The sequence below is a fragment of the Streptomyces sp. CWNU-52B genome, from assembly GCF_047444975.1.
Taxonomy (GTDB): domain Bacteria; phylum Actinomycetota; class Actinomycetes; order Streptomycetales; family Streptomycetaceae; genus Streptomyces.
Window position 1 is genome coordinate 83,584 of record NZ_JBLFJV010000066.1, and the last position, 26,354, is coordinate 109,937.

20 protein-coding genes are annotated in these 26,354 nt (G+C 67.8%); 14 read left to right on the forward strand and 6 right to left on the reverse strand.

Features of this window, described 5'->3' with window-relative positions:
- Positions 1–46: 46 nt before the first annotated feature.
- Positions 47–685 (reverse strand): TetR/AcrR family transcriptional regulator, encoded by a 639-nt coding sequence (locus tag ACLVWQ_RS39940; protein WP_414114234.1) that lies wholly within the window; start codon positions 683–685, stop codon positions 47–49.
- 179 nt (positions 686–864) lie between these two features.
- Here ACLVWQ_RS39940 and ACLVWQ_RS39945 point away from each other — a divergent pair, with 179 nt between their 5' ends.
- The 4 genes from ACLVWQ_RS39945 (at position 865) to ACLVWQ_RS39960 (ending at position 3,273) form a co-directional block, all read left to right on the forward strand.
- Positions 865–1,437, forward strand: coding sequence for a hypothetical protein (locus ACLVWQ_RS39945; RefSeq protein ID WP_414114318.1), 573 nt, complete (start codon positions 865–867; stop codon positions 1,435–1,437).
- Between the two features lie 134 nt (positions 1,438–1,571).
- Positions 1,572–2,105, forward strand: a complete 534-nt coding sequence (locus ACLVWQ_RS39950) for an N-acetyltransferase family protein (RefSeq protein ID WP_414114235.1) — start codon at positions 1,572–1,574, stop codon at positions 2,103–2,105.
- Positions 2,106–2,212: 107 nt separating this feature from the next.
- A complete protein-coding gene (locus ACLVWQ_RS39955) occupies positions 2,213–2,563 on the forward strand; it encodes a DUF4229 domain-containing protein (protein WP_414114236.1) in 351 nt (116 codons plus the stop codon).
- A gap of 50 nt (positions 2,564–2,613) precedes the next feature.
- The gene (locus ACLVWQ_RS39960) at positions 2,614–3,273 is read left to right on the forward strand and encodes a TetR/AcrR family transcriptional regulator (RefSeq protein WP_414114237.1); all 660 of its coding nucleotides are present in this window, start codon (positions 2,614–2,616) and stop codon (positions 3,271–3,273) included.
- Between the two features lie 99 nt (positions 3,274–3,372).
- On the opposite strand, the gene ACLVWQ_RS39965 is transcribed toward ACLVWQ_RS39960, so the two are convergent.
- Both ACLVWQ_RS39965 and ACLVWQ_RS39970 read right to left on the reverse strand, forming a co-directional pair.
- Positions 3,373–4,287, reverse strand: coding sequence for a MaoC/PaaZ C-terminal domain-containing protein (locus tag ACLVWQ_RS39965; protein ID WP_414114238.1), 915 nt, complete (start codon positions 4,285–4,287; stop codon positions 3,373–3,375).
- Positions 4,288–4,394: 107 nt separating this feature from the next.
- Positions 4,395–5,810, reverse strand: a complete 1,416-nt coding sequence (locus tag ACLVWQ_RS39970; RefSeq protein ID WP_414114239.1) for a 3-oxoacyl-ACP reductase — start codon at positions 5,808–5,810, stop codon at positions 4,395–4,397.
- A gap of 111 nt (positions 5,811–5,921) precedes the next feature.
- Between ACLVWQ_RS39970 and ACLVWQ_RS39975 the strand changes: the two genes are divergently transcribed.
- Positions 5,922–7,238: an acetyl-CoA C-acetyltransferase gene (locus tag ACLVWQ_RS39975; RefSeq protein ID WP_414114240.1), complete on the forward strand. Its 1,317-nt coding sequence runs from the start codon at positions 5,922–5,924 to the stop codon at positions 7,236–7,238.
- A 653-nt stretch (positions 7,239–7,891) separates the two neighbouring features.
- Positions 7,892–9,808, forward strand: coding sequence for an AMP-dependent synthetase/ligase (locus ACLVWQ_RS39980; RefSeq protein ID WP_414114241.1), 1,917 nt, complete (start codon positions 7,892–7,894; stop codon positions 9,806–9,808).
- A 170-nt stretch (positions 9,809–9,978) separates the two neighbouring features.
- On the opposite strand, the gene ACLVWQ_RS39985 is transcribed toward ACLVWQ_RS39980, so the two are convergent.
- Positions 9,979–10,182 carry a cold-shock protein gene (locus ACLVWQ_RS39985; protein WP_033319512.1) on the reverse strand — a complete coding sequence of 68 codons (204 nt, stop codon included), beginning with the start codon at positions 10,180–10,182 and terminating at the stop codon, positions 9,979–9,981.
- Between the two features lie 382 nt (positions 10,183–10,564).
- Here ACLVWQ_RS39985 and ACLVWQ_RS39990 point away from each other — a divergent pair, with 382 nt between their 5' ends.
- From ACLVWQ_RS39990 to ACLVWQ_RS40010, 5 genes are all read left to right on the forward strand, one after another.
- The gene (locus ACLVWQ_RS39990; protein ID WP_414114242.1) at positions 10,565–11,446 is read left to right on the forward strand and encodes a menaquinone biosynthetic enzyme MqnA/MqnD family protein; all 882 of its coding nucleotides are present in this window, start codon (positions 10,565–10,567) and stop codon (positions 11,444–11,446) included.
- 256 nt (positions 11,447–11,702) lie between these two features.
- Complete coding sequence (locus ACLVWQ_RS39995) at positions 11,703–13,478, forward strand: serine/threonine-protein kinase (protein WP_414114243.1); 1,776 nt, start codon at positions 11,703–11,705, stop codon at positions 13,476–13,478.
- Between the two features lie 208 nt (positions 13,479–13,686).
- On the forward strand, positions 13,687–15,987 hold the full coding sequence (locus ACLVWQ_RS40000; RefSeq protein ID WP_414114244.1) for a protein kinase domain-containing protein: 2,301 nt from the start codon (positions 13,687–13,689) through the stop codon (positions 15,985–15,987).
- 70 nt (positions 15,988–16,057) lie between these two features.
- Complete coding sequence (locus tag ACLVWQ_RS40005) at positions 16,058–16,510, forward strand: hypothetical protein (protein WP_414114245.1); 453 nt, start codon at positions 16,058–16,060, stop codon at positions 16,508–16,510.
- Between the two features lie 119 nt (positions 16,511–16,629).
- Positions 16,630–21,081: an FtsK/SpoIIIE domain-containing protein gene (locus ACLVWQ_RS40010; RefSeq protein ID WP_414114246.1), complete on the forward strand. Its 4,452-nt coding sequence runs from the start codon at positions 16,630–16,632 to the stop codon at positions 21,079–21,081.
- Positions 21,082–21,255: 174 nt separating this feature from the next.
- On the opposite strand, the gene ACLVWQ_RS40015 is transcribed toward ACLVWQ_RS40010, so the two are convergent.
- Entirely contained in the window at positions 21,256–21,522 is a 267-nt protein-coding gene (locus ACLVWQ_RS40015) for a WXG100 family type VII secretion target (RefSeq protein ID WP_414114247.1), read from the reverse strand.
- A 101-nt stretch (positions 21,523–21,623) separates the two neighbouring features.
- Here ACLVWQ_RS40015 and ACLVWQ_RS40020 point away from each other — a divergent pair, with 101 nt between their 5' ends.
- The 3 genes from ACLVWQ_RS40020 (at position 21,624) to ACLVWQ_RS40030 (ending at position 24,946) form a co-directional block, all read left to right on the forward strand.
- Positions 21,624–22,025, forward strand: coding sequence for a hypothetical protein (locus ACLVWQ_RS40020; RefSeq protein ID WP_414114248.1), 402 nt, complete (start codon positions 21,624–21,626; stop codon positions 22,023–22,025).
- A gap of 69 nt (positions 22,026–22,094) precedes the next feature.
- Positions 22,095–24,188 carry a hypothetical protein gene (locus ACLVWQ_RS40025; RefSeq protein WP_414114249.1) on the forward strand — a complete coding sequence of 698 codons (2,094 nt, stop codon included), beginning with the start codon at positions 22,095–22,097 and terminating at the stop codon, positions 24,186–24,188.
- Between the two features lie 74 nt (positions 24,189–24,262).
- Complete coding sequence (locus ACLVWQ_RS40030; protein ID WP_414114250.1) at positions 24,263–24,946, forward strand: hypothetical protein; 684 nt, start codon at positions 24,263–24,265, stop codon at positions 24,944–24,946.
- A gap of 20 nt (positions 24,947–24,966) precedes the next feature.
- Here the strand turns inward: ACLVWQ_RS40030 and ACLVWQ_RS40035 are convergent, their stop codons facing one another.
- Positions 24,967–26,226: a hypothetical protein gene (locus tag ACLVWQ_RS40035; RefSeq protein WP_414114251.1), complete on the reverse strand. Its 1,260-nt coding sequence runs from the start codon at positions 26,224–26,226 to the stop codon at positions 24,967–24,969.
- Positions 26,227–26,354 lie beyond the last annotated feature (128 nt).

A 26,354-nucleotide genomic window follows, 5' to 3' on the forward strand; every position in this document is an offset into this window, starting at 1 on the left:
TCAAGCCGACGGCCGCTGTGGTCGATGTGGTCGACGGCTTGGGCGCTCAGCTGTTCGTGGCCGACGCCGACGCCGACGTCGACGTGGCGGGCGTGGGCAGTGAGCCCGTCCGGGCCTGGATGATTCCCTCCACGCCCTGCAAGAACGTGTCGGAGACCAGCTTCGGGTCGAAGAGGCAGCCGGCCGCCATCGCGCCGTCCCTGAGCATCACGAGGTGCCGGCCGGCCCCGTCGGCGGGCCCCTCTCCCGTCTGCGCCAGCAGCTCCGTGACGGTGTTCAGGAACCACTGCCGGTGCATCAGCACGGCCTGGTGGATCGGCTGGGCGGCGTCGGGATACTCGGCCGCCGCGTTGAGGAAGGCGCAGCCGCGGAACCCGGCGGACCGGATGCCGTCGGTGATGGACCTGCCGACCGCCCGCACCCTCTCGACCGGTGACTCGCTGCTCGCCCGAGCCGCGGCGATCTGCCCGCGGATGCCCCGGTCGGCCAGGTCGAGATAGGCGAGGACGAGCTCCTCCTTGCCCGCGAAATGCCGGTACAGCGTGGCCCGGGTCACCTGGGCCTCCGTGGTGATCCGGTCGATGCCGACCGAGTGGATGCCTTCCGCGTAGAAGATCCTGGTCGCCGTGTTCAGCAGCCGAGCGCGTGCTTCGGATGTGCTGACGCCTTCTTGACTCCGACTCATGCCGCTCATGCTGCCAGAGTACCAAAGCGGCGAGGGAGAACGTTCGGTATTGACAACGGGCCACCCTTGCCCTTTGACTGTGGTGCGAGCGGACGTGACCGAACGTTCTCCCTCACTCATCCGCTTTCCCCTCCTCTCCCTCTCCCTCCCTGATTGGTGGAACTCCTGTGGACACCTCCTTGGACAACCGCGTCGGCGCCGCCGCCACCTCCGCCCCCGTCGGCGTTCCCGCGGCCCTGCGCAAGCTGTACTTCGTCCGCTTTGCGTTCGCCGCGGTCTGGGCCGGCCTGCTGTTCGCGACCGCCGACACGCTGGGGCCGGTGAGCGCGACGCTGCTGGTGATCTACCCCTTGTTCGACGTGGCGGCCGCGGTCGTCGACGTCCGGGCCGCCAGGGCGAACGGCGGTACGGCCCCGGCCCTGATCGTGAACATCGTGATCAGCTCCCTGGCGGTCATCGGCCTGGCCGTCGCCGCCACCTCCGGCATCCCGGCCGTCCTGCGGGTCTGGGGAGCCTGGGCCGTCGTCTCGGGGATCGTCCAGCTCGTCGCGGGCGCCCTTCGCCGGAAGCTGGGCGGTCAGTGGCCGATGATCATCAGCGGTGCCATCTCCACCTTCGCCGGCACGTCGTTCGTCATGGCGGCCGGCAGCGACGACCCCACGCTGGGCAGCCTCGCCGGTTACGCCTTCCTCGGCGGCCTCTTCTTCCTCGTCTCGGCGCTCCGCCTGAACCGCGCCCGCCGCGGGGCGTGACCCCGCCCGCCACGGAGGTGAGGGCCTCGACTCGGTAGCCACCGGTCGCCGGTCGCCGGTCACCAGCCACCGGTCACCCATCACCCGCCACCCGTCACTTGAGCCACAGGTGGGGTAATGATTAATCTGCGGGCATGGCCCTTACGTTCGAGCTCGACCCCTCCGTCGATCCCGCCCTCCGCGACGGCATCGTCGCCCTGTGGGCGGACGTGTCCAACGCGGGCGGCTCCGTCGGCTTCGTACCCCCCGTCTCGCACGAGGCGATACGGCCGGAACTCATGAAGCACCTCGTCGCCATGGCGGAGGGCCGCACCCGTCTCCTGGTCGGCCGCGAGGAGGACGGGTCCGTCGCGGCGACCGCCTTCCTCGCCTTCAACACCCACCGGCTGATGACGCACTGGCTGTGGCTCTACACGGTGATGGTGCACCCGAGCCACCAGGGCAAGGGGTACGGCCGCGACCTGCTCACGGCCGCCGCCGACGCCGCCCGGGGGATCGAGGGCATCGAGGCGATACGGCTCACCTGCCGCGGCGGCGAGGGCCTCGAACGCTTCTACGGCTCCTGCGGCTACAAGGAGGTCGGCCGGGTGCCGGACGCGATCAGGGTGGCGCCGGGCGAGGACCGCGACGACATCACGATGCTGCTGTCGCTGGGCGCCCTCCGCTGAGAGCGGCCCGCCCGCCGGGGCACGCACCCCCCTACAAGATCGCGTCACCCCCGTGCTTCACTGGACGGTGCCCTTTGGGAAGTTCGGAACGGGAAGAGTGGATTGAGATGCTCCGCTACACACTGATGCGCCTAGGGATCTTCGCGGGCTGCCTCGTGGTCGTCTGGGGCCTCGTCTACTCCGGTGTCGCCCCGCGCGGCCTCGGCGACTCGAACGGCATGTGGATCGTCATGCTCTCCCTGCTGATCTCGGCGCCCATCAGCTTCGTCGTCCTGCGCAAGGAGCGTGACCGCGCCTCGATGCGGATCGTCGAGCGCGTCGACCGCGTCAAGTCCAACCTGGAGGCCAACCGCAGCCAGGAGGACGCGGTGGCGGACGAGGCGTCGCGCACCCAGGGTCAGTCCCAGGGCCAGACTCAGGGTCAGCCCCAGGGGCAGCCCCAAGGCCAGACTTCCTGAACCTCACGGTGGGCCGTGCCCGGCCCCCGGCAGAACATACTCTTTCCTGTATGGGTGCAGTGAAGAGCAAGCGGATGCCTCGTGCCGTGCGCGAACAGCAGATGCTGGACGCCGCCGTACGGACCTTCGGACAACGGGGTTACCGGGCCGCGTCGATGGACGAGATCGCCGATCTGGCGGGCGTGTCCAAGCCGTTGGTCTACCTGTACCTGAACTCCAAGGAAGACCTCTTCACCGCGTGCATCCGGCGTGAGGCGGCCGCCCTGACCGCGGCCGTACGCGCCGGAGTCCAGCCCGACCTGCCCGTCGACCGTCAACTCTGGGACGGACTGCGGGCGTTCTTCACCCACACCGCGCAGAACCCGGACGGCTGGGCGGTGCTGCACCTCCAGGCGCGTACGCACGGGGAGCCGTTCGCCGCCGAGGTCACCTCGATGCGGGAGGAGATCGTCGCGTTCGTCACCCAGCTGATCGTGGTCGCGGCGCGGGAGGCGCACAGCGACCCGTCGCTGCCCGAGCGGGAGGTCGCGGGCCTCGCGGAAGCCCTGGTGGGCGCCGCCGAGTCGCTCGCCGCCTGGGCGAACACCACCCCTCAGGTCTCCGCCCGGCAGGCCGCCGCGACCATGATGAACTTCGCCTGGGCGGGCCTCGGCGAGCTGATGGAGGGGCGCCCCTGGACGGAGTCCCCGGAACCGACGGCCCGACCCTGACCACAGCGGGAACGGGAACGGGAGCGGGAACGAGAACGGGGAGCGGGGGCGTAGCCGCAAGGCCCCGCTGGTCCGTTCGGCTCATGCCGACCGCTCGGCTCAGGCCGGTGGGAGCACCTCTCCCGTCAGGTGCAGTCGCTCGCCGTCGGCACCGCGCAGCTCGAAGCGGCCGTCCTTCGCTCCGTAGGTGACCGTCCCCGGCAGCAGCACGGGCGCCTTGAACTCCGCCCGCATCCGGACCGCTCGGGGTGTCGCCCCGTGCTCGGCGAGGCAGCGCGCCACGGTCCACATGCCGTGCGCGATGGCCCGGGGGAAGCCGAACAGCCGGGCGGTGAGGGGGTGGAGGTGAATCGGGTTGCGGTCTCCGGACGCGGCCCCGTACCGCCGCCCGACGTCCGCGGGGAGTTGCCACTCGGTGAGGACGGGCAGTGGGGGAGCCCCGGTGGGGACGGACCGACCGCCCGCACTCTCCGCCGTGGCGCCTTCCGCCGTTCCGGTCCCCGCTGTTCCGGTCCCCGCCGTTCCGGGTTCCGGCGTGGTGCGGTGGCGGGCCAGATACGTACTGCGTGACTCCCATACGAGTTCCCCGGCAGCCCTCGCCTCGGTCACGACGACCGCCTCGGTCCCGCGCCGGTGCGGTACCAAGTCCTCGACGTGCACGGAGAGTTCGTACACGCCGGTGGTCGTGAGCGCCCTGCGCCGAGTGATCTCGATGGAGGTGTGCACAAGGCCGAGCAGCGGAAGCGGGAACGCCCGCTCGCTCATCAGCCGCATGGCCGCAGGGAAGCCGAGCACATGCGGGTAGGTCAGGGGCAGTTCGTCCGCCCCCACGTCGAAACCGCAGGCCCGCTCGTACGCGGCGAGCCTGCCCAGGTGGATCCGGACATCGGGCAGCACCAGCCGGGTGCGGGGCGCGGTGACCCCCGTCCGGGGCCTTTTGAGCGGCGAGAGGAGGGCGCCCCGGGCGAGCAGCGGCCACAGGGACGGCGAACTGGTGAGGGTATGGCTGTTCATGGGTTCATGGCTTCCGTAAGGTCGTCGTCCATCGCTGACTCTCCTCCGTTCCGCAACGGGCCGGGCCACGGGCTCTTCCAGGGGGCGGGGAACTGCGCGCCGAGCGCTCACGCGCCGAGGAGGCTCTGCCCGCAGACCCGTACGACCTGGCCGTTGACGGCACCGGAACCCGGGCTCGCGAGCCACGCCGTCGTCTCGGCCACGTCCACCGGCAGGCCGCCCTGCGCGAGCGAGTTCATGCGCCGGCCCGCCTCGCGGATGAACAGCGGGACGGCCGCCGTCATCCGCGTCTCGATGAAGCCGGGCGCGATGGCGTTCACCGTCACCCCGTACTCCGCGAGCGCGCGCGGCCCGAGGGACCGTACGAGCCCCACGACGCCGGCCTTGGACGCCGCGTAGTTCGTCTGGCCCGCGTTCCCCGCGAGCCCGGCGATGGACGCGGTCGCCACGATGCGCCCGCCCGCCCGGAGCGTGCCGCCGGACAGCAGCGCGTCGGTCGTGCGCAGCACACTGGCGAGGTTGACGTCGAGCACCGAACTCCAGCGCTCGGCGGGCATGTTGACCAGGCGCCGGTCCCGGGTGATCCCCGCGTTGTGGACGAGGACGTCCAGACCCTCGGGCAGTGCGGCGGCGATCCGCGTACCGGCGTCGTCCGCCGTGATGTCCAGCGGCAGGGCGACCCCGCCGAGGCGTCCGGCGACCGCGGCCAGGTCTGCCTCGGCGGCGGGTACGTCCAGGCACACCACCCGTGCCCCGTCCCGCGCCAGCGTCTCGGCGACCGCCGCGCCGATCCCGCGCGCGGCGCCGGTGACCAGGACGGTCCGCCCGGCGAGGGGCTTCGCCCAGTCCGCGGGTGCAGTCACCTCGCCCGTGCCGACCTCGATCACCTGCCCGCTGACGTACGCCGACCGGGGCGAGAGCAGGAAGCGCAGCGTCGACTCGGCGGCGTGGGCGTCCGTGAGCCGTACGAGATTGACGGTCCTGCCCCGCCCGATCTCCTTGCCGAGCGACCGTACGAACCCTTCGAGTCCCTGCTGCACGGCGGCCTGGTGGTGGTCGGCGGGGTCCAGGGGGGCGCCGAGCACCACGACGCGCCCGCTCGCGGCGACCGACCGTACGACGGGGTGGAGCGCCGCGTGCACCTCGGCGAGGGTGTCGATGTCACGGACACCGGTGGCGTCGAGGACGACGGCGACGGGGGTGACGGGAGTGACTGGGGTGACGGGTGAGTCGGATACGTCGGATACATCGGATACGGCGGGTGCGGCGGGGGTCGTGGAGGTTGCGGAGGATGCGGAGGTGGCGGAGTGCTCGTCCCGGCCGGCGAGGTCCAGTCCCGAGCGGGCCAGGACGGGGATCAGATCCAGATCGCTCCTGCCCGCGGTCAGGTGCAGCAACCTGCCCCGCAGCGCGGGCTGTTCGGGGCTCCATCGGCGCAGCCCGGCAGGCTGGGGCAGGCCGAGCCGGCGCGTCAGGAAGCGGCCGGGCGCGGTGCCCGTGAGGCTCAGATAGCGGTCGGCCATGATCCAGCTCCAGTTCGGTCGGATGCGCTCACTCGGTACGGCTCACTCCGTGCTTACTCTGGAGTAAGGTTACCGGAGGTAAGCCTATGTCACAGCGAGGAGCAGGTCGAGATGAGTCCCGTTGAGCCCCTCCGCGCACCGCTCGAACCCCTTCGCGCGCCGCAGCCGCGCCGCGTCGCGGTCATCGGCGGCACGCGCATCCCCTTCGCCCGTTCCGACGGCCCGTACGCGACCGCCTCGAACCAGGAGATGCTGACCGCAACCCTCGACGGCCTCGTGGACCGTTTCGGGCTCGAAGAGCCGGGAGCGGTGGGGGAGTTCGTCGCCGGTGCCGTCCTCAAGCACAGCCGCGACTTCAACCTCGCGCGCGAGACGGTGCTCGGCTCACGGCTCGACGCCCGTACCCCCGCGTACGACATCCAGCAGGCCTGCGGCACCGGTCTCCAGGCGGTGGTCGCGGCGGCCAACAAGATCACCCTCGGGCAGACCGAGTCGGCCGTCGCGGGCGGCGCGGACACGGCCAGCGACGCCCCGCTCGGCGTCAACGACGGGCTGCGGCGCATCCTCCTTGAGGCCAGGCGCGCCAAGTCGGCGGGCGCCCGGCTGAAGGCGCTCGCCCGGATCCGCCCCGGCCACCTCGTCCCGGAGATCCCGCGCAACGCCGAGCCGCGCACCGGTCTGTCGATGGGCGAGCACGCCGCGGTCACCGCCCGCACCTGGGCCGTGGCCCGCGAGGCGCAGGACGAACTGGCCGCCGCGAGCCATCAGCGTCTCGCCGCCGCCTACGAACGCGGCTTCTTCGAGGACCTGGTGGTGCCCTTCCGCGGACTGGAGCGGGACCAGAACCTCCGGCCCGGCTCCACGGTCGCCAAGCTGGCCACCCTGAAGCCGGTGTTCGGCGTGGACGGGCCCTCCCCGACCATGACCGCCGGGAACTCGACGCCGCTGACCGACGGCGCGGCGACGGTGCTGCTCGGGAGCGAGGAATGGGCGTCGGGGCGCGGGCTGACTCCGCTCGCGTATCTGACGGCGTACGAGACGGCGGCCGTCGACTTCGTGGCGGGGGATGTGGCCGGTGGCGAGGACGGGCTGCTGATGGCACCGGCGTACGCGGTCCCGCGCATGCTGGAACGGGCCGGGCTCGGCCTCGACGACTTCGACTTCGTCGAGGTGCACGAGGCGTTCGCGTCCCAGGTGCTGGCCACGCTGGCGGCCTGGGAGAAGCAGGGCCTGGGCCAGGTGGACCGCGCCCGGCTGAACGTGGCGGGCTCGTCCCTGGCGACCGGCCACCCCTTCGCGGCGACCGGGGCGAGGATCGTGGCGACCCTGGCGAAACTGCTCGCCGAGCGGGAGGGCTCGGGCCGCGGCCTGATCTCGATCTGCGCGGCGGGAGGACTGGGCGTCACGGCCATCCTCGAACGCCCGTGACGCCCGTGACGCCCGTGACGCCCAGGACGTCCGTGGTGCCTGCGACGCCCATGACGCCCGTGAGGCTGGCGGTGCCCAGGGACCGGCGGCGCTCACGCATCCGTGGTGTCCGTGGCGTCCTGATGTCCGTGACGCCCGCGGGGCTCATGACGCTCACAGCACCCGTGACGTCCGCGGCGTTCTTATGCCGGTGACGCCTGCGGCACTCATGAGGCCCGCGGCGCTCATGGCGCTAAGGGCGCCCTGACGTCCGTGACGCCCGTGGTGCCTGCGACGCCCGTGGTGCCTGCGGCGCCCTGCCGTCTGTGATGCACGTGTCGCCCGTGATGCTTGTGGCGTCCGGTGACGCCCGCGACATCGGTGGCCCATGAGGCCGTGGCCCATGGCCCATGGCCCATGAGGCCGTGGCCCCACGGAGCCGACGGCCCCGTGACGCAGACGGCCCCGCCCGGCTCCCCGCGACGCCCGCGCCGCGGCGAGGTCCTGGTCCTCGGTGAGACCGACCCGTACCCCTACGCCCGAGCAGAAGATGAACAACCGTCCGAACGAGCACCAACTTCTCACTCTTCCGCACACAAGCACCCCGGTTTCCCAGGTGAACCTGCCACTTCACGGGTCCGTAATGGGAGGAGTACGAGTGTAAGGAGCCGCCCGTGTCCCGCGATCCCTCTTCCCGCCCGCAGCCCGCCCTGCCCGAACCCGAGGTCAGGCGGCTCGACGGGGTCGTACGAGAGGTCTCGGTCCCGCCGCTGATCCTGCCCGTGACACACGGCTCGCTCGCGGACATCCCCTTCGACAACGCCGACCAGGTGCCGCACGACGCGGTGCTCAGCCGCAAGGGCCCGGACGGCCGCTGGACGGACGTCACGGCGGCCGAGTTCGCCGGCCAGGTGCTCGCGGTCGCCAAGGGCCTGATCGCCGAGGGCCTGATGCCGGGCGACCGGCTCGCGATCATGGCGCGTACGACGTACGAGTGGACGCTCCTCGACTTCGCCGCCTGGGCCGCGGGCCTGGTCACCGTCCCCGTCTACCCGACCTCGTCCGTCTTCCAGACGCGCTGGATCCTCCAGGACTCCGGCGCGGTGGCGATCGCGGTCGAGCACGTGTCGCAGGCCGCCGCCCTCGGCCCGGAACGCGACCGGTTGCCCGACGTCCGGCACATGTGGATCTTCGAGAAGGGCCACACGGACCGCCTCGCCGAGCTGGGCCGGGACGTACCGGACCAGGAGGTCGCCGTACGCCGCGGAGTGCTCGGCCCCGACTCGCTCGCGACGATCATGTACACCTCCGGCACCACCGGGCGGCCCAAGGGCTGCGCGCTGACCCACGCCAACTTCTTCGCCGAGGTCGACAACGCCGTCGAACTGCTCCACCCGGTCTTCAAGTCCACCTTCAAGGAACCGGCGTCCACGCTCCTCTACCTCCCCCTCTCGCACGTCTTCGGCCGGATGGTCGCCGTCGCCTGCATGCGCGCCCGCGTACGCCTGGGCCATGCGCCGAGCATCCGTACGGAGGCACTGCTGGCCGACCTCGCGGGGTTCGCCCCGACCTTCCTGCTGGCCATCCCGTACGTGCTGGAGAAGGTCTACAACACCGGCCGCGCGACCGCCGAGAAGCTGGGCCGCGCCTCCTCCTTCGACCGCGCCGCCCGGGTGGCCCGCGGCTACGGCGAGGCGCTGGAGGCCCAGCAGCACGGCACGGGCCCGGGACCGAGCGCGAGACTGAAGATGGGCCGCGCCCTCTACGACCCCCTCGTCTACCGCCGTATCCGCGCGGCCCTCGGCGGCAAGGTCCGCCAGGTGATCTGCGGCGGCTCCCCGCTCGGCCGCCGCCTCGCCTCCTTCTACGCGGGTGCCGGCATCCAGGTCTACGAGGGCTACGGCCTCACCGAGTCCACCGCGGCGGCCACCCTCACCTACCCGCACCGGCCCCGCCTCGGCACGGTCGGCTGGCCGCTGCCCGGCACCCGGGTCCGGATCGCCCAGGACGGCGAGATCCTGCTGAGCGGCCAACAGGTGTTCCGCGGCTACTGGGACCCGCAGGCGGGCGGGGTGGTCCCGGCCGCCCAGGACGGCTGGTTCGCCACCGGCGACATAGGCGAGCTGGACGACGACGGCTACCTCACGATCACCGGCCGCAAGAGGGACATCCTGATCACCACCAGCGGCAAGAACATCGCCCCCGCGCCGCTGGAGGACTGGCTGCGCGCCCATCCCCTCATCAACCAGTGCGTCGTCGTCGGCGACAACCGCCCGTACGTCACCGCGCTGGTCACCCTGGACGCCGAGGGCATGGCCCACTGGTGCCGGATGGCGGGCAAGAACGAGGTGCCCCTCGCCGCGCTGGCCGCCGACCCCGACCTCCTCGCGGTCCTCCAGCGGGCCGTCGACGACGCCAACCGCCTCGTCTCGCGCGCCGAGTCGGTCCGCCGCTTCACGGTGCTCCCGCTGAACTTCACGGAGACGGCCGGGCACCTCACGCCGACGATGAAGCTGCGCAGGGCGGTGGTGACACGGGAGTTCGCCAGGGAGATCGAGGAGATGTACGAGGGAGATCTCGGCCAGGACTGAGACCCCGCGGCCGGACCCGGCAGCACTCGGCCGGGTCCGGCCAGACCTGGCCGGACCCGGCAGGGAAAAGGCAGGAGCCCCTTCACCTGACGGTGTCGGGGCTCCTTGGGTACTGCTGTCGATTCCGGATCAGAGTGTCGGGCTCATGGAGCCAGGACTCAGCCGAAGGATCAGACGGGGGTGACGTTCTCCGCCTGCGGGCCCTTCGGACCCTGGGTCACGTCGAAGGTAACCGCCTGGTTCTCTTCGAGGGAGCGGAATCCGCTCGCGTTGATCGCGGAGTAGTGGACGAAGACGTCCGGGCCGCCGCCTTCCTGGGCGATGAAACCAAAGCCCTTTTCGGCGTTGAACCACTTCACGGTTCCGGTAGCCATAAGCCCTCCTTGGGCCCAAAGGGTTGCCCTGCTCCAGAACCTGCAAGGTGTAAACAAAAGCTTGTAAACAAAACCTTGTAAACAACTGCATTCATCTGAAAACGACGAGAGCCCGCGGTCACATGCTCCGCAGGCTCTGTACTGCAAGGGAAACCAAACTGCAACTTGCGGAAGACCTTACCGACGAGGGGAGCCGAACGCAATAGAGGACAAGATCACGTCACTCGGAAGTTTGGCGGGTCCGCCGAGGGGGTTGACGTAGGACTATCACGCGGTGTCACAGGGGTTGACACGGGAGGGAGAGGCGGTTTCAGGAACCACTCCGGGACCACTCCGGGACCCTGGGGCCCGCACGTCACTCCGCGGGGGCTAGCCTCCGGATGTGGACAATTCTCCTGAGTCTCCCGAGGGGCGTCCCGACGCCCGCCGCTCCCGGCCGCGCGTCGGCCACATCCAGTTCCTGAACTGCCTGCCCCTCTACTGGGGACTCGCGAGAACAGGCACACTGCTCGACTTCGAGCTCACCAAGGACACCCCGGAGAAGCTCAGTGAGCAGCTCGTACGGGGTGATCTCGACATCGGTCCCATCACCCTCGTCGAGTTCCTCAAGCACGCCGACGAACTGGTCGCCTTCCCCGACATCGCGGTCGGCTGCGACGGCCCGGTGATGTCCTGCGTCATCGTCTCCCAGGTCCCGCTGGACCAGCTGGACGGCGCCAAGGTCGCCCTCGGCTCGACCTCGCGTACGTCCGTACGCCTCGCGCAGCTCCTCCTGTCGGAGCGGTACGGCGTCGAGCCGTCCTACTACACCTGCCCGCCCGACCTCAGCCTGATGATGCAGGAGGCCGACGCGGCGGTGCTGATCGGCGACGCCGCCCTGCGGGCCAACCTGCTCGACGGCCCGCGCTACGGCCTCGCCGTGCACGACCTGGGCACGCTGTGGAAGGAGTGGACGGGCCTGCCGTTCGTCTTCGCGGTGTGGGCGGCCCGCCGCGACTACCTGGAGCGCGAGCCGGTCCTCACCCGCAGGGTCCACGAGGCCTTCCTCGCCTCGCGTGACGTGTCCCTGGAGGAGGTCGGCAAGGTCGCCGAGCAGGCGGCCCGCTGGGAGGCGTTCGACGAGAGCGTCCTGGAGCGCTACTTCACGACGCTCGACTTCCGCTTCGGCGCCCCGCAGCTGGAGGCGGTCACCGAGTTCGCGCGCAGGGTGGGCCCGACGACGGGCTTCGCGGCGGACGTGCAGGTGGACCTGCTGACGCCTTGAGCGAGGACGGCGTACGACGGCGGCAGGACCGGGGGTACAGGGGGAGGGGGCCGGGCCCCGGCCGCTCCGACTCTGGCTCCCCTCCGGCTCCGGGCCGAGACTCCTGACCGCTGCCGCCGGGGACGTACGCCACGCCGTGCTGGGAACTACCCTGCTGGAAGTGAGGGCAGCCTCCGAGGGACGGCCGGATGCCGGACGCCGGCACGGCGGCACGACAGCGGGACGACGGTGGGACGACGGGGGAGGTGCGGGCGCCATGCGGCCGCTGGAAGTCGACGAACCCACGACGGTGGGGCCCTACCGGCTGCTCGGCCGGCTCGGCTCCGGCGGGATGGGCCGCGTCTACCTGGGCCGCAGTGCGGGCGGCCGTACGGTCGCGGTCAAGATCGTGCACCCGCACTTCGCGCTGGACGAGGAGTTCCGCGCCAGGTTCCGCCGTGAGGTGGAGGCGGCTCGGCGGGTGGGCGGCGCGTACACGGCCCCGGTCCTCGACGCCGACCCGGACGCCCCGATCCCGTGGGTCGCGACCGGCTACGCGGCCGGCCCCACGCTGACAGCGGCGGTCACCGACTCCGGCGCCCTCGCGGACCACTCCGTACGGGTCCTGGGCGCGGGTCTCGCCGAGGCGCTGTCGGCGGTGCACGGCCTGGGCCTGGTCCACCGCGACGTCAAGCCGTCGAACGTCCTGCTGACCCTCGACGGACCCCTGCTCATCGACTTCGGCATCGCGCGGGCGACCGACGGCACGGCGTCCCTCACCGCGACGGGCGTCTCCATCGGCTCGCCCGGCTACATGTCGCCCGAGCAGATACTCGGCAAGGGGACAACGGGCGCGGCGGACGTCTTCTCGCTGGGCGCGGTACTGGCGTACGCGGCGACAGGAGCGTCCCCGTTCCCCGGCGAGTCCTCGGCCTCACTGCTCTACAAGGTGGTGCACGAGGAGCCCGAACTGGGCGAGCTGTCGGGCGAGTTGCGGGAGGTGGTGGCCGGCTGCCTGGCCAAGGACCCGGCCGCCCGCCCGACCCCGGCGGCACTGGCGACCGCACTCGCCCCGGAGGGCGCGGCCCGGCTGGTGGCGGCGGGCTGGCTGCCTGGACCACTGGTGGAACAGGTCAGCAGGAGCGCGGTGCGGATCCTGAACCTGGAGGCGACGGGGGCGACACCGTCGGGGGTGGTGGGCTTCAGCAGCCCGTCGGTGGGGGAGCGGACGGAGGCGCCGGAGGCGGGGGTGTTCGGCCCCCCGGACCCGTCGTACGGATCGCAGGGGTCGCGCGGGTCACATGGGGGGTACAGCCCCGGCCCGTACGCGCCCTACGCACCGAACGCGAACCACGGAACCGCCGCACCGAACCCGCGCGACGCCACGAGTCAGCCGGGAGCCCCGACTGCGGGGGCAGCAGGAGCAGTTGGGGCTGAGGCCGCCGACCCGCCCGCGGGCAAGCTGTCCGTCAGCGTGGCCGCGACCTCGGCGCCGGGCGCGGGAGGCCGTGGCCGCAAGGTGAGTTGCACGGTCGCGCTCGCGATGGCGGGAGCGCTGGCGGCGGTGACGATCGGCTCGGTGTTCGTGTTCGACCTGCTGCCGGGCAGCGACTCGCACGACAGCGCGGACTCGGGGCCCGCGGCCCAGCCGCCCTCGGCCGGCGCCACCCGCTCAGGCGGCGGCGAGGACGGCGCGCTCTCCGCCGTACCGAAGTCCTACCTCGGCACCTGGGAGGGCGACGGCTACGCCCTCGACGGCAAGCTCCCCACGGGCCGGATCCGCGTCACGGTCCACCAGGCCCAACAGGGCGACCGGCTCGGCACCTTCCGCCAGACCGACCTCATCGGCGGCACCTGCGACACCGACCTCTACCTCAAGAAGGCCACGGCGGACCAACTGATCGCCACGAGCGTGTCCAAGCCGTCCACCACGTCGGAGTGCACGACGGGCCGCCACGAGGTCCGCCTGATCCCGACGGGCGAGGACCTGCGCTACGAGACGGACAACACGGAGGCGGGAGACCCGGTGTCACGCATGTCGAAGATCAAGTAGGACACCGGCGGCGACGCCGGCACGGGGCGGGGCGGGGCGGTCCCCGTCTCCCCACGCGCCGCGCAGGCCCCGGCGGTTACTACTGTGTCTGCGACAGCGAACGCCGTCATGTGTGTTCAGGCGCACGGCCGGCACGTAACCAGACATCTGGAATCGGGACTCGGACTCCGTACTCCGGAAGCTGTGAACGAACGGGGAAAGCTCGACCATGGAGACACTGCAGCCCGACGATCCACGGGAGTTGGGCAGCTACCGGATGCTGCGGAGACTCGGTGCCGGAGGCATGGGGCGGGTCTACCTCGCACGCTCGCCGGGTGGTCGTACCGTCGCCGTCAAAGTCGTACGTCCGGACCTGGCTGCCGACACCGGCTTCCGCAACCGTTTCCAGCACGAGGTCGAGATCGCCCGCGCGGTCTCCGGCCGCTACACGGCCCCCGTCGTGGACGCGGCTCCGGACGCCGCGCTGCCCTGGCTCGCGACCGCGTACGTCCTCGGCCCCGATCTGACGGACGTGGTGGACGCACATGGCGCGCTCCCCGAGCGCACGGTCCGCGCGCTGGGCGCGGGCCTCGCCGCAGCCCTTCAGGAGATCCACGCGGCAGGCCTGATCCACCGGGACCTCAAGCCCTCCAACGTCCTCCTGGCGGCGGACGGGCCGCGGGTCATCGACTTCGGCATCGCGCGGGCGGTGGACGGGACCCGTATGACGCAGACGGGAGTCGTGGTCGGCTCGCCGGGCTACATGCCGCCGGAGCAGGCGCTGGGACAGGACGTCGGTACCGCCGGCGACGTCTTCTCGCTCGGTGCCGTCCTCGCCTTCGCCGCGACGGGCCGCAACGCCTTCGGTGCGGGCGCCGCCTCGCACGCCGCGCTGCTCTACCAGGTCGTCCACGGTGAACCGGATGTCACCGGCGTACCGCAGTCACTGCTCGGTCTGGTACGCGCCTGTCTGCAGAAGGACCCGGCGCAGCGCCCCGCACCCGCCGAGATCATGACTGCCCTGGCGCCAGGCGGAGTCGAGGGACTGCTGACCGACTGGCTGCCGTCCGCGGTCGCTTCGACCATCGCGACGCACGCGGCGGGCATCCTGGACCTGGAGGTGCCGCAGGAGCAGCCGTCTTCCGGATTCGGCCGACCGCCGACGATGTGGGACGCGACGCCCGCCGCTCCGGGTACGCCGCAGCCCGGATACGGTCCGGGCACCCCGCCGTACGGAACCGGCGGGCCCCCCTTGCACACTCCCGGGCCGGGTAGCACCGAACCTGTGACGGCTCCCACCTCGACCCGCCGACGCTTCCTGGGCCGGGCAGTGGGCGCTTCCGCGGTGGTCGTGGCCGGCGGTGGTGGTGCCGCTTGGTGGCTGACCCGGAAGGACGACGAGGACGAGGCCGTGGACGGGCCGTCGGCGGCGGCCGCGGGAGGAACGGCCGAGCCCGCGGCGGAGAACTTCACGACACCACCGGCGGGTACGGCACCGCAGGCCCTGTGGCACAAGTCGGTGGCCGAGGACAGCATCAGCACGACCGAGAATCTGCTGGCCCATGACGGACTGCTGTTCATCAGCGGCGACCCGCTGGTGGCGTACGACGTGAAGACGGGCAAGGCACGCTGGTCGCGCAAGGACGTGCTCCCGTTCGGCGCCCCGCTGCTGCTCGCCGACGACAAGTTGTTCATGGCCGACACGGACACGAGCGGTGTGCTCAAGGCACTGGACGCGGCGACGGGTGAAGAAGCCTGGCGCAGCCGCCTCGGCAGTGACCTGAAGGTCGAGAAGACGATCGCGATCGACGCGAAGAACGTCTACGTCACGGTGACCGACTTCAGCGACTCCCGCAGCGCCACGGACTACCGTACGGGCGTCGCGGCCGTCAGCCACAGCACGGGCAAGAAGGCATGGCTCCAGAAGCGCGACTGGGGCACCAACGACTACGACGTGCAGGGCACGGTCTCGGGCAAGTACCTCGTCTACGCGGACTCCCACTACAACCTCACCGTCCGCGACACGGCCACGGGCACCCAGTTGTGGACCAGGAAGATCGGCGACGACTGGACCTGGCGCCCCGCGGTCGCTCCCCGTCCGGGCCTTGTCCTCCTCCCGGGCAGCACCCTGGCGGCGGTCGACATCGAAACCGGGCAGTCCCGCTGGACCCTCTCTCCGAACGGCCGCCGAGGCTTCGACAACCCGACGGTCGTCGACGGCGTCCTGTACACCGCCGACCACGACGGCGGAGTCTGGGCGGTCGACGCCAGGACGGGCAAGAAGACCTGGCTGTGCGAGGACCCGGGCGCGGACCGGGCCCCCACCCGGTTCCTGCGAGCGGGCGGCACCCTGTACGGGGCCTCGGACATGGACGGGGGCGGAGTCTTCGCACTGGACGCGAAGAACGGCCGGCCCCGATGGGTCCACAACGACAACAAGGACCCGGGGGAGCCATGGCAGGTTGCGCTCTCCGGCAACCGGCTGTTGGCTACGCATGGCTATGAGATCTATGCGTTGCCGGCGGTGTGAGGGATGTCGGGCACTTCTTGCCAGGTAGGCGGTCCTGGCTGATCAGCGAAACCAAGCGATTGCGATCTTCATGTCTGCAGATTCGTCGTCAACGTACGAAGTCCATTTCACCTGGACACCTTTTCAGCTTCTCAGCGGCGCGTGGACGAAGCGTCTTGTCGCGTTCCGTGTCGATGAAAGAGGTGTGACCTTGGGGGGCGCGCCCGCGCGGTACGAGCGCCAGACCGCCTTCGTTCCCTGGCGCGATATCGAAGCAGTGGTGCTGTGGCAGCAGGACACCTCTGCGCTGACGCCGATGCGCTACGTGGGCCTTCGCCGCAGGGCAGGCGCGCCTGCCCTGCCGGGGCCCAACTCCGAGCTGAGGCGGGAGCAGACGGGTCGGCTGGCGGCGCATGTCGATCACGAGGTCTTCCTGGCGAGCAGGCACATCAACTTGTGGGTGCTCGACCGCGAACGCTTGGTCGGGGCTCTACGAACGTTTGCTCCGACTGTCGCGGTGGAGGACAACGGTCAATCCGGCTAGGCCTCCCCGAAACGTGCACAGGCGCTGCAGCCGAATAGCTGACCAGTGCGAGCTAGGCTCTTGACGGCGTATTTTCAGATCATGACGTGCAGGATTCGAAGGGGAGGGGACGCGTCCCGATGCGAGTGCGGGCGACCGTGGTCCGGGAAGGAGCCGCACCACAGGACGCGGTGATCAACGTCGACGAGGGGGCGACCGCGGCCGAAGTCGCTGCGGCGGTGGATCGGCTCTATGCGCAAGGCGGCCCTGCCTCGTTCTTGGCCCAGGGGGTGGTGACACCTCTCCCAGGGCAAGCCCCCTCGTGGCAGCGACCCGACGCCGGAGGGCTGTGGGTGGACGGCCGACTCTGTGAACCAGAGGCGAGGATCGGGGGCGCGCTGAGGGACGGTGTGCGCCTCACCACAGACCCCTCTGTCGGCCCTTTCATGATCAATGGCGAGCCCATCGGCAGGTATGAGATCACCGTCAGCGGTGGTGCCGGGGCAGGCCGAGTGGTCCGGCTTTCTGCCGGGGTCAGCACGATCGGCTCCGCGCCCACCGCCACGCTCTCCGTCGACGACCCGTATCTGTCGCAGATGGCTGCGAGAGTGACCGTCGACGTCAAGGGGCGAGTGGAGATCGCTCCCCTCGGCGGCGCCGAACTAGTCCTGGACGACGACCCGGTGTCAGTCCCGCAGGAGTGGCAACCTGGTGTTCTGCTGAAGTCCGGCGAATCATTGTTCAGCCTCTCCGAAGTGGGCGAGCCCGATGCTCACCTTTCACCCGCGGGAGCGGGCGGTCTCGCCTACAACCGCCCACCGCGCCTGACTTCACCCAGAGCCAAGCCGCGGCTGGTCGTTCCCGCACCGCCGAACAAGGACGAGGGACAGCGGTTCCAGCTCATCTCCGCGATCCTCCCCCTCTTCTTCGGGGTGGGCATGTACTTCGTCACCAAGATGATCTACATGCTTCTCTTCTGTCTCCTCTCACCCATCATGATCTTCGGTCAGTGGGTCAGCGACAGGCGTCATGGCAAGAAGAAGTACCGGGCGGCCATGAAGGAGTACAGGAAGGCGAAGGACGATCACGAAGCCGAGGTCGAGCGGCTGAGTGAGATCGACCAGCGCCGAAGGCGGGAGGCATACCCGGATCCGGGACAGCTCCTGTTGTTCGCCACCGGCCCGCGGCGACGCCTGTGGGAACGACGGATCACCGACCCCGACGCGATGCACCTGAGGGTCGGCTTCAGCGATCTCCGTGCGGAGATCGACGTTGTCAACGCCCGCAATGCCAGCTCGGACGCGGAGGATCCGGCGCCTCCGGTCGTGACCAACGTGCCGCTGACACTGCCTTTCGCAGAGCTCGGAGTGGTCGGCATCGCGGGGGACAGGACGCGGGCGGTGGCCAGCGCCCGGTGGATGACCGCCCAGGCGGCGGTGCTGCACAGCCCGCGTGACCTCTCCTTGGTGGTGCTCTCCTCTGCGGCGGACGCGGCGCAGAACTGGAGCTGGGCGCAGTGGCTGCCGCACACCAGCCCCCAGCAGGGCCAGAACTGCGTGGCGCTGATGGGGACCGACGCGGAGTCCATCTCGCGCAGGGTCACCGAACTGCTCGCCGAACTCACCAGGCGGCAGGCGGTCGCCAAGGAGAACGGCGGCCTCAACGCGCTCCGTCCCGACGCACAAGTGCTGCTCATTCTTGACGGCGCCCGGTTGCTGCGCAGGGTGCCCGGTGTTCCTCAGCTGCTTCAGGAGGGGCCGGCTCACGGGATCTTCGCGCTCTGCGTGGACGAGGACGAACGCCTTCTGCCGGAGGAGTGCCGCACGGCCGTCTGCTGGACGCCGGAGTCGGCGACCAGGGTTCACCTTCGGGGGTACGGATATGAGGCCGCGGGTGACGTACTCGCGGATCAGGTCTCCATCGCCTGGTGTGAACGAATGGCCCGTGCTCTCGCGCCCGTGGTGGACGTGAGCCGAGACGACGCCGACAGCGCACTGCCCACGGCCGCCCGGCTGCTCGATCTGTTGGAGATGCCGAACCCCACGGGAGCCGACATAGCGTCGATCTGGCGGCGGGGCGGGGCGACGACGTCGGCGCCGATCGGACTGGCCGCCGACGGCCCGTTCGTCCTGGACATCCGGCGGGACGGGCCGCACGCCCTGATCGCCGGCACCACCGGCGCCGGTAAGTCGGAGCTGCTGCAGACCATCATCGCCTCGCTGGCCGTGGGCAACACCCCGGACGCCCTCAACTTCGTACTCATCGACTACAAGGGCGGAAGCGCCTTCCAGGACTGTGCGCGGCTGCCGCACACCGTCGGCATGGTCAGTGACCTCGACGCCCATCTGACAGAGCGCGCACTTGCCTCGCTCGCCGCCGAGCTGAGGCGTCGCGAGGAGATCCTCTTCCACGCAGAGACCAAGGACATCGAGGACTACAACGACGCCCGCAGGCTGCGGCCCGATCTCGAGCCGATGCCACGGCTCATGCTGGTCATCGACGAGTTCGCCTCGCTGGTCGCGGAGTTGCCCGACTTCATCGCGGGTCTCGTGGACATCGCGCGGCGGGGCCGGTCGCTCGGGGTGCACCTCCTGCTCGCCACCCAGCGCCCGGCCGGTGTGGTCAGCCAGGACATCCGGGCCAACACCAACCTGCGTATCGCGCTGCGCGTGACCAACGGCGAGGAGTCGCGCGATGTCATCGACGCCCCCGACTCGGGCAACATCTCGAAGGCGACACCGGGCCGCTGCTACGTGAGGTCCGGAGCGCAGTCCCTCATCGGTGTCCAGTCCGCGCGCATCGGTGGACGGCGGCCCGGCCACGACACGGCACCCCAGGTCACGCTGAACTTCCTGGACTGGGTGGCGTACGGGCATCCGCCGCCCAGAGCCGTGCAGTCGGACGGCGACGACGGCACGATGGTCACGGACCTGGCAGTGCTGGTGGAGGCCATCGGCGCGGGGGCGCAGCAACTCGGCTGCGCACAGCCCCGCAGCCCGTGGCTGCCGCCGATCCCCTCGCAGGTACTGACATCCGAGTTGCCCGCTCTGCCCGAGCCCGGCCCCGGCGCTGACACGGTCCGCCCCGTGAGCTTCGGGCTCACCGACCTGCCGGCCCAGCAGGCGCGCGCGGCGCTCGCGCTCGACCTGGCCGACGGGGAGCACCTGATGATCGCGGGTGGTCCGCGCTCAGGCCGGTCGACCGCTCTGCGGACCGTCGCGGGAGCACTCGCACAGAACTGTGCACCGAACGACGTTCACATCTACGGAATCGACTGCGGAGCCAACGCGTTGCTCCCGCTGACCAGCCTCCCGCACTGCGGTGCGGTCGTGACCCGTGACCAGACGGCGCGTGTCGACCGGCTGCTGGGACGGCTTCTCGACGAGGTCACGCGACGACAGATGTTCCTCGCGGAAAAGGGCCAGTCGAGTGCGGCCGAGCAGCGTGCCGCAGCAGAGCCGGAGGAGCGCCTGCCGTGGATGGTCGTTCTGATCGACGGGTGGGACGCTTTCCGCCTGGCGTTTGAGAACTACGACTACGGACGCCTGGTCGAAGCGGCGAAGCGGCTGTTCCGCGAGGGTGCCGCTGTCGGCGTCAAGGTCGTTCTCGCCACGGATCGAAGCGGTCTCATGGGCGAGATCGCCAGCTCCTTCGCCGAACGGCTCGTGCTGAGGCTCGCCGACCCACAGGACTACTCGTTCGCGGGCATCACTCCGAAGGACGTACCCAAGGAGGTACCGTCCGGCAGGGCCCTCAAGGGGACCGACGACGGTGTGCAGGAGAGCCAGATCGCGCTGCTCGCGGAGAACCCGAGTGGTCAGGCGCAGGTGGCAGCACTGCAGGAGATCGCGCGGGTGGCGACGCAGACCTGGACCCGTCCGGCTCCCCATCAGCGGCCCATCCGAGTCGACGTGCTGCCTGCGCGGATCAAGGCCTCGGAGGCCATGGCGCTGCAGCCCGACTTCGCTCCGGCGTCGGACCTGTGGGCCCTCTTCGCGGCCGGTGGCGACGAACTGTCGCCGCTCGGCATGGATCTGGAGGAGGCCGGGCCCGGCTTCGTCATCTCGGGTCCGCCGAAGTCGGGGCGCTCAAGCACTTTGGTGGTGGCGGCGATGTCACTGCTGAGCCGTGGCACCGAGGTCGTTCTGATCACGCCGAGGCGGTCACCCCTGCGGGACCTGGCCGCTCAGCCCGGTGTCCTCGGAACGCTCGGCAGCGAGGGATCGGCGGACGAGCTCTCCGCGCTGACGGACAGTGCGCGGGGGCCGTACGTCATCCTGGTGGACGACGCGGAGCTGATCTACGACACCCCGCTCGACGAGGCGCTCGAGGAGGAACTCCGCCGTGGAATGGACGGGGGCCTCGGCCTGATCATGGCCGGCGCGGTCGACACGCTGTCCTCCCAGTACCGCGGTTCCGTAGTGCAGGCACGCCGCTCACGCAACGGCCTCCTGCTGTCTCCGCAGGGCACGGCGGACGGCGAGATGTTCAACATCCGGGTGTCGTCGAACAGCGGGGGCGGCCCGACAGGACGCGGACTCTTCGTCCGGAGCGGGGAGGCCATGCCGGCGCAGGCGGTACTGCCGGACTAGGGCCACTTTCGCAACAGGCCCTAGCGGGCCTCTTCGGCGGAGGTGTCTTCACCTGAGGTGTCGCCGTCGGCTGACGACCGATGCATTCGGGCCGGGCAACCCGTAGGTTGCCCGGCCCGAATGCGTGTGTTCGAAGTGGGGGCGACCTCCCCCACATCAACGACCATTGCTCAACTAGTCGTTGATGGTGTCGTTCGCCTGGGCGGCGTCACTCGTCTCCTTGCGGGCATTCTCAAGCGACGTCACGAAGTTCTGCAGCTGCGGCTTCAGCTTGTCCCATTCATCCCGGAATCGGTTGGCGCGGCCACCCTTCCAGAACTCTTCGCTGTGACTCGTGCCCGTCGAGATGGCACGGATCAGATCGTCGAGGTTGCCGTGCTGAGTCTTGAAGGTGGTGGAAAGACTCCGGAGTCGTGTGGTATCTGCGCCCTTTAGCGTCATGACTGCCTCCCCGTGTATCGATAGCCAGACGAACCTTCCGTCCGCCGGACCCGATGCTATCGCAATGGGTGGAGCCACGTCATCGGCTCAAGGCTCCTTGCTTGCGGCACCGGAAGCTCCTTATTCTTGGTTCCCTGTCGACGATAAAAATTTCCGAACTGCAACTCGATGTCGCACTGGAGGCGCAAGTGGGGGACACGAACGAACAGCCGAAGGTCGATAACCCCTATCGAACCCAACTGGAGGCGCTGAAGCTGAATCTGGTTGAGGAGGTCAAAGAGCTCAAAAAATGCCTAAAGACGGCATCTCAGGATGTTGGGGACAAAAAGAAGTCCTGGGTCGGCAAGACGGCCAACAAGTGGCACGACGAAATTGAAGGCAATCGCGGTCGCATGATCAGGGAGATCGACAAGCTCATCCCGGCGGTGCAGAAGAAGATTGATTCCCTGCCTGAGAAGGTACCGGTCGCCGAGGCGAAGATGATGCGGCTGGATCTGCGTTGACGACGGGTAGCGCTGACATCGAACAGGTTGAAGCAACAGATCCAACTGAACCAAACGGGGGATATTTTCATGGCAGGCGATGAGGGCGGATTCTCCGGTATCGATCCGGATCAGCTGGCCAAGACGATTCAGTCGCTCCAGAAGGACCAAGAGAAGCTGAAGTCCAGCGCGACGTGGATCAAGTCGAGCTTCGAGCGTTACGGCGTCGAGACGGCACCGCTGACCGAACTGCTCTCTATTGCGGGCTGGTCCGAGAACCAGCTCCCCATGCTTAGGCGCCGACACCACCTCGCCATCGCCGAGGACGAGAAATACGGCCACGGCTACAAGGGGATGGTGCGGATCAAGGAGAGCATGGTCGGTCAGACGAAGCAGTCGCAGGCGGATGGGAAGAAGCTGGGAGACGAGCTAAAAAAAGCACTCAAGAAGGGAGATGGCATCAGCCCCGAGATGTTCGCTGACTTGCGCGCGAACAAGGCGGACGCGGACTATTTGAAAGCGTTCTACGAAACTCTCGGGCCCGATTATATGACGTGGATGTCCAACGATATGGCCGACCATTTCAATGATCAATACAAAGATCAGCCCGAACAGAGAGAGAAAGATCGAGAAATTATCGCTGAAACCTTTGGTACGTACACAAAAGTTGCTTTCGAAGGAAAGTCGCCCAAAGCGAAACAGCAAGCGTGGAACAAGTGGTTCGACCGCTATAAGTTGCTGCCGGAACATGGATTCCGGCCAGATCTTCTCACCCCCTTCTTGAAAGGCGGCGAACACGACAAGGACTTCCTCGTTGCTTTTGGTGACAGGGCATTCGGCAAGAATGCGAATGCCAGTGAGAGTCAGTATCTCGGTACCGGAATCGGTGAGGGTGAATGGGGTAAAGATAACTACCAGCAACTCTTTACTGCGATCTCGCACGACACGGAGGCTTCCGGCGAATGGCTCGACCACAATAGTGAATTCGCTTTGAATGCGATCTACCCGACGGGCCCATGGAAGATTGATGAGCCGAAGGGGCGAGGTAAAGCATTCTTCGAACTGCTGAACTCCGGTACGGTGCAGCTCAAAGAGCAAAACCCGTCACTTGCTGAGAGGAATACGGCTCGGATTCTATTCGACAACTATCAGCACATGCAGGGTTCCGATACGAAAGGACTGCATCCGGTTGATGGAACTCAAGCTCTCTATGCCAGCATCATCGCGGCGTACTGGGATGACCTTGAGTACGGAGTTACCGCCCCGGTAAATGACAAACTGTGGGGCAGCGACTATGTGGCGAAGGGGGAAGAGAAGTTCGCAAATGCCAGTAAGTGGAGTCTCAAGGACTATCTGAAAGGTCAGGACTCCGGCCGTCCTGGCCTTGAGGCGTCGGAAAGCCTATGGCGATCACTGATGGAGGAGTCGGCGCAAGATCCCAAGGCCGCAGGTACGCTCAGTGCCCTCTTCCAAACGTATGACAAGAAGCAGAGCCTCCTTCATTACACTGAAAAAGAGAGTCGCGAGGATGCTGATTCATACAACTCAATGAAGCGTGGCATGATGCAGCAGTTTTATGTGACCACCTTCAAGAAAGTTGCCGACGGAAAGGAGGCAGAGCTTGATAAGTGGGTCGAGGAAACAAATGCTTTCCGTGCCACGGTGATCGACACCACCGCTGATGTTGCCTTGGGTGCAGCAGGAGGAGCAGGTCTGGCCGGCGCCAAGGGTGCGGCTATCGGAGTTGCTCACGGTCTTGCACAAGGTGTCGTCACCGGCTGGATCAAGGAGTTCGCGAAGGTCGACGCAAATGATGCTCCGCAAAAACTGAAAGAGCAATTCAAAGGCGTCAAAGAAGCGACAGTCGACTTCTCTTGGCAGCAGGACTATCGCAGTAACGCCACTGCCGCTTGGGCTACCGGCGAAGTCAAGGAAGTTACAGTGCGAAGTAAGGACGAAGATGGCAATCCGGTAATCAAGGTTCATTCAGGAGACCCTGCAGTATACGCAAAGGGTTCTGGGAATTTCCTGGACAAGAATGGCGACATCAAGGATGTGTCGAACATGACGAGCGCGCAGCGCACCGCATATGCTGAGTGGCTGCAGGACCCGGCAGTTGTCGATGCAGTCTGGCCGGAATTTTCAAAGAGTAGAAATGCACGGGACTACGCTGGTCAGGACTAATGACACGGGAGCTCTAAGGCTTCTGAATCTGAAGCGCGAACTTGTCTGGGCTGGATTTGACTGGAGTGTGCGTCATGGGAAGTGTCGGTAAGAGAGTTACGGTAACCGTCGCAAGTACGCTGGTGCTACTGAGTACTGCGGCTTGCGGGAGCGACAAGGGCCCGGGGGAAGAGGAGCGGAAGCCACTTGGCAAGGCCGAACTGTCCAGTGCAGTGCTGACCCAAGGGGATGTGCCCGGATACACCATCAGTGACGAGTCGGACAGCAACTCCGATCGGTCGGCGCGAGCATCGAATAAGGCATGCCAACCGATTGTCGCTGCAATGTTTCCCGCAACTGCGGCCTTCGACGGCCGGGTGGTGTTGCGGAGTATTGTCCAGACTCCGAAAGGTTCAGAACGGCCGGAAGCGAGCTACCAGCTTGTTTTGTCGAGCGCAGAGTCCGAGTCGGCCGCTCGGCAGGCTGTGCAGGACCTGAGGAGTGCAGTCTCGGCCTGTGCTTCGGGATTCAAAGCAACTCTTTCCGGCGAGGAGTACAAAATGCGTCGTGCCGTCGTCAACAAGTCTGATGCCGGTGACAATAGCGTTGACTTCTCGCTTGAATACCAAATGGGGGCGAAGGTTCATTATGTAATGATGCAGAATGGTGCATCATTGATTCGCGTATCCGCTTCGAACCAGTTCGCAAACGAGTTCGTCGCTGTGCCGTCAAAAATTATTAAGGCACAACAGCAGAAACTGAACAAAGTGAATACTTGATCTCGTTAGTGCTCGACGAACTATTTCCCCTCGGGAAGCCGTACCTGAAGCACTGCTGTACTCCAGTTCTCGGGGTTGTTCTTGTCGCCGTCATTGGACTGGACTGCGGCATACAGTGCATCGGCGGAGGCCTCAATGGATTGCACACCCAAAATTACAGGAGACAATTTCCCATCGGTCACTTGATAGACAATCTTTCCGCCGACCAAATCCTTCTCAAGTTTTTTTTGTGAAACGGTTTTTGATCCACCCCAGCGGAATGCTCTTGCGAATGGAGGTGTGTAGTTTTCTCCTGCCTCGGAGTAGTAGACTTCTCCACGTCCCGGCACAACGGTCAGGTCGCCCCGCGGCGCAGAAGATGTGGCGTTGCGCGCGATCGACGCGTCGAGGGCACGGCCGATGCTGTTGAATGGACCGTCGGGCTGGCGCATGTCGTCGGGTGACTTGGCTCCGACGAATGAGCTCAGCGTGCCGTCGTGATTTATCCGAACGATACCGATGCCGGTCCTCCAGTACAGGCCGTGCTCATCGGACGCGAGCCATCCCGAGTTCCAAATATCTGGTACGAGGACATCTCGCGCCTTGGTCCCCGAAGTCGGATTGATAGCTTTGCGAGTGGCTGGGTTGGACCATTTAGTGGACTCGCCACCTTTGGGTGGGCGTCCTGCCACGAGTTCGATTTCGTCCCCGTCGATCTTGTGCACGTAGGAGCTTTGCTGTCCTCGGTTTACCTGGTCGCCAATATAGACAACACCGCTCTTGGTGACAGTAACTCCGGTTACCTGACCGGCACAGAACTTGCTGACCGTCGTGGTTCGAGTGGGCTGGTTGGGCTTACAGAAAGCGTCGATGACCTTGACCGCTTTGCCATCCGGACTGACCTTCCAGAGGTCGTCTGCCGCGAGATAGACCGACCCGTCGGATGCCACGGCTGCCTGTTGTGCCGTCGCCCTGTTCATACCTGAAACGGGGATTCGCTTCGTGGTACCGGATTTCTCCCTCCGCCACATGGTCATCCCGTTTTTTTCTTCAGTGAACAGGTAGACGGTGTCATCGGGAGCTGTAGCGAGGCCCCTGAAATACCCTCGGACGGCCAGTTGATCTCCGTTGCCGGTCGCTGCGGTCCCGCCGCCGAGAACGAAACTCACGTTCACTGGTGCGACGTCGTCATCGCCGGATGTCGCACTGTAGACGCTAAATCCCGCAATAATCAGGATGGCGGTGCCGGCGCCGAGTACGGCCCGGCGTCGGCGATGAGACAGGGAACTCAAAACACTCAACTGACTGCACCTCTATTATGCCGTTGTGTCAAGAGTTGAATTTCTACATTCCGTGGGACCTTGCGTAGCCGCGATCGACGGTGCGGCGACCATCACTCGGCTATGGCGCATCTCGTTCCGATCGTTCG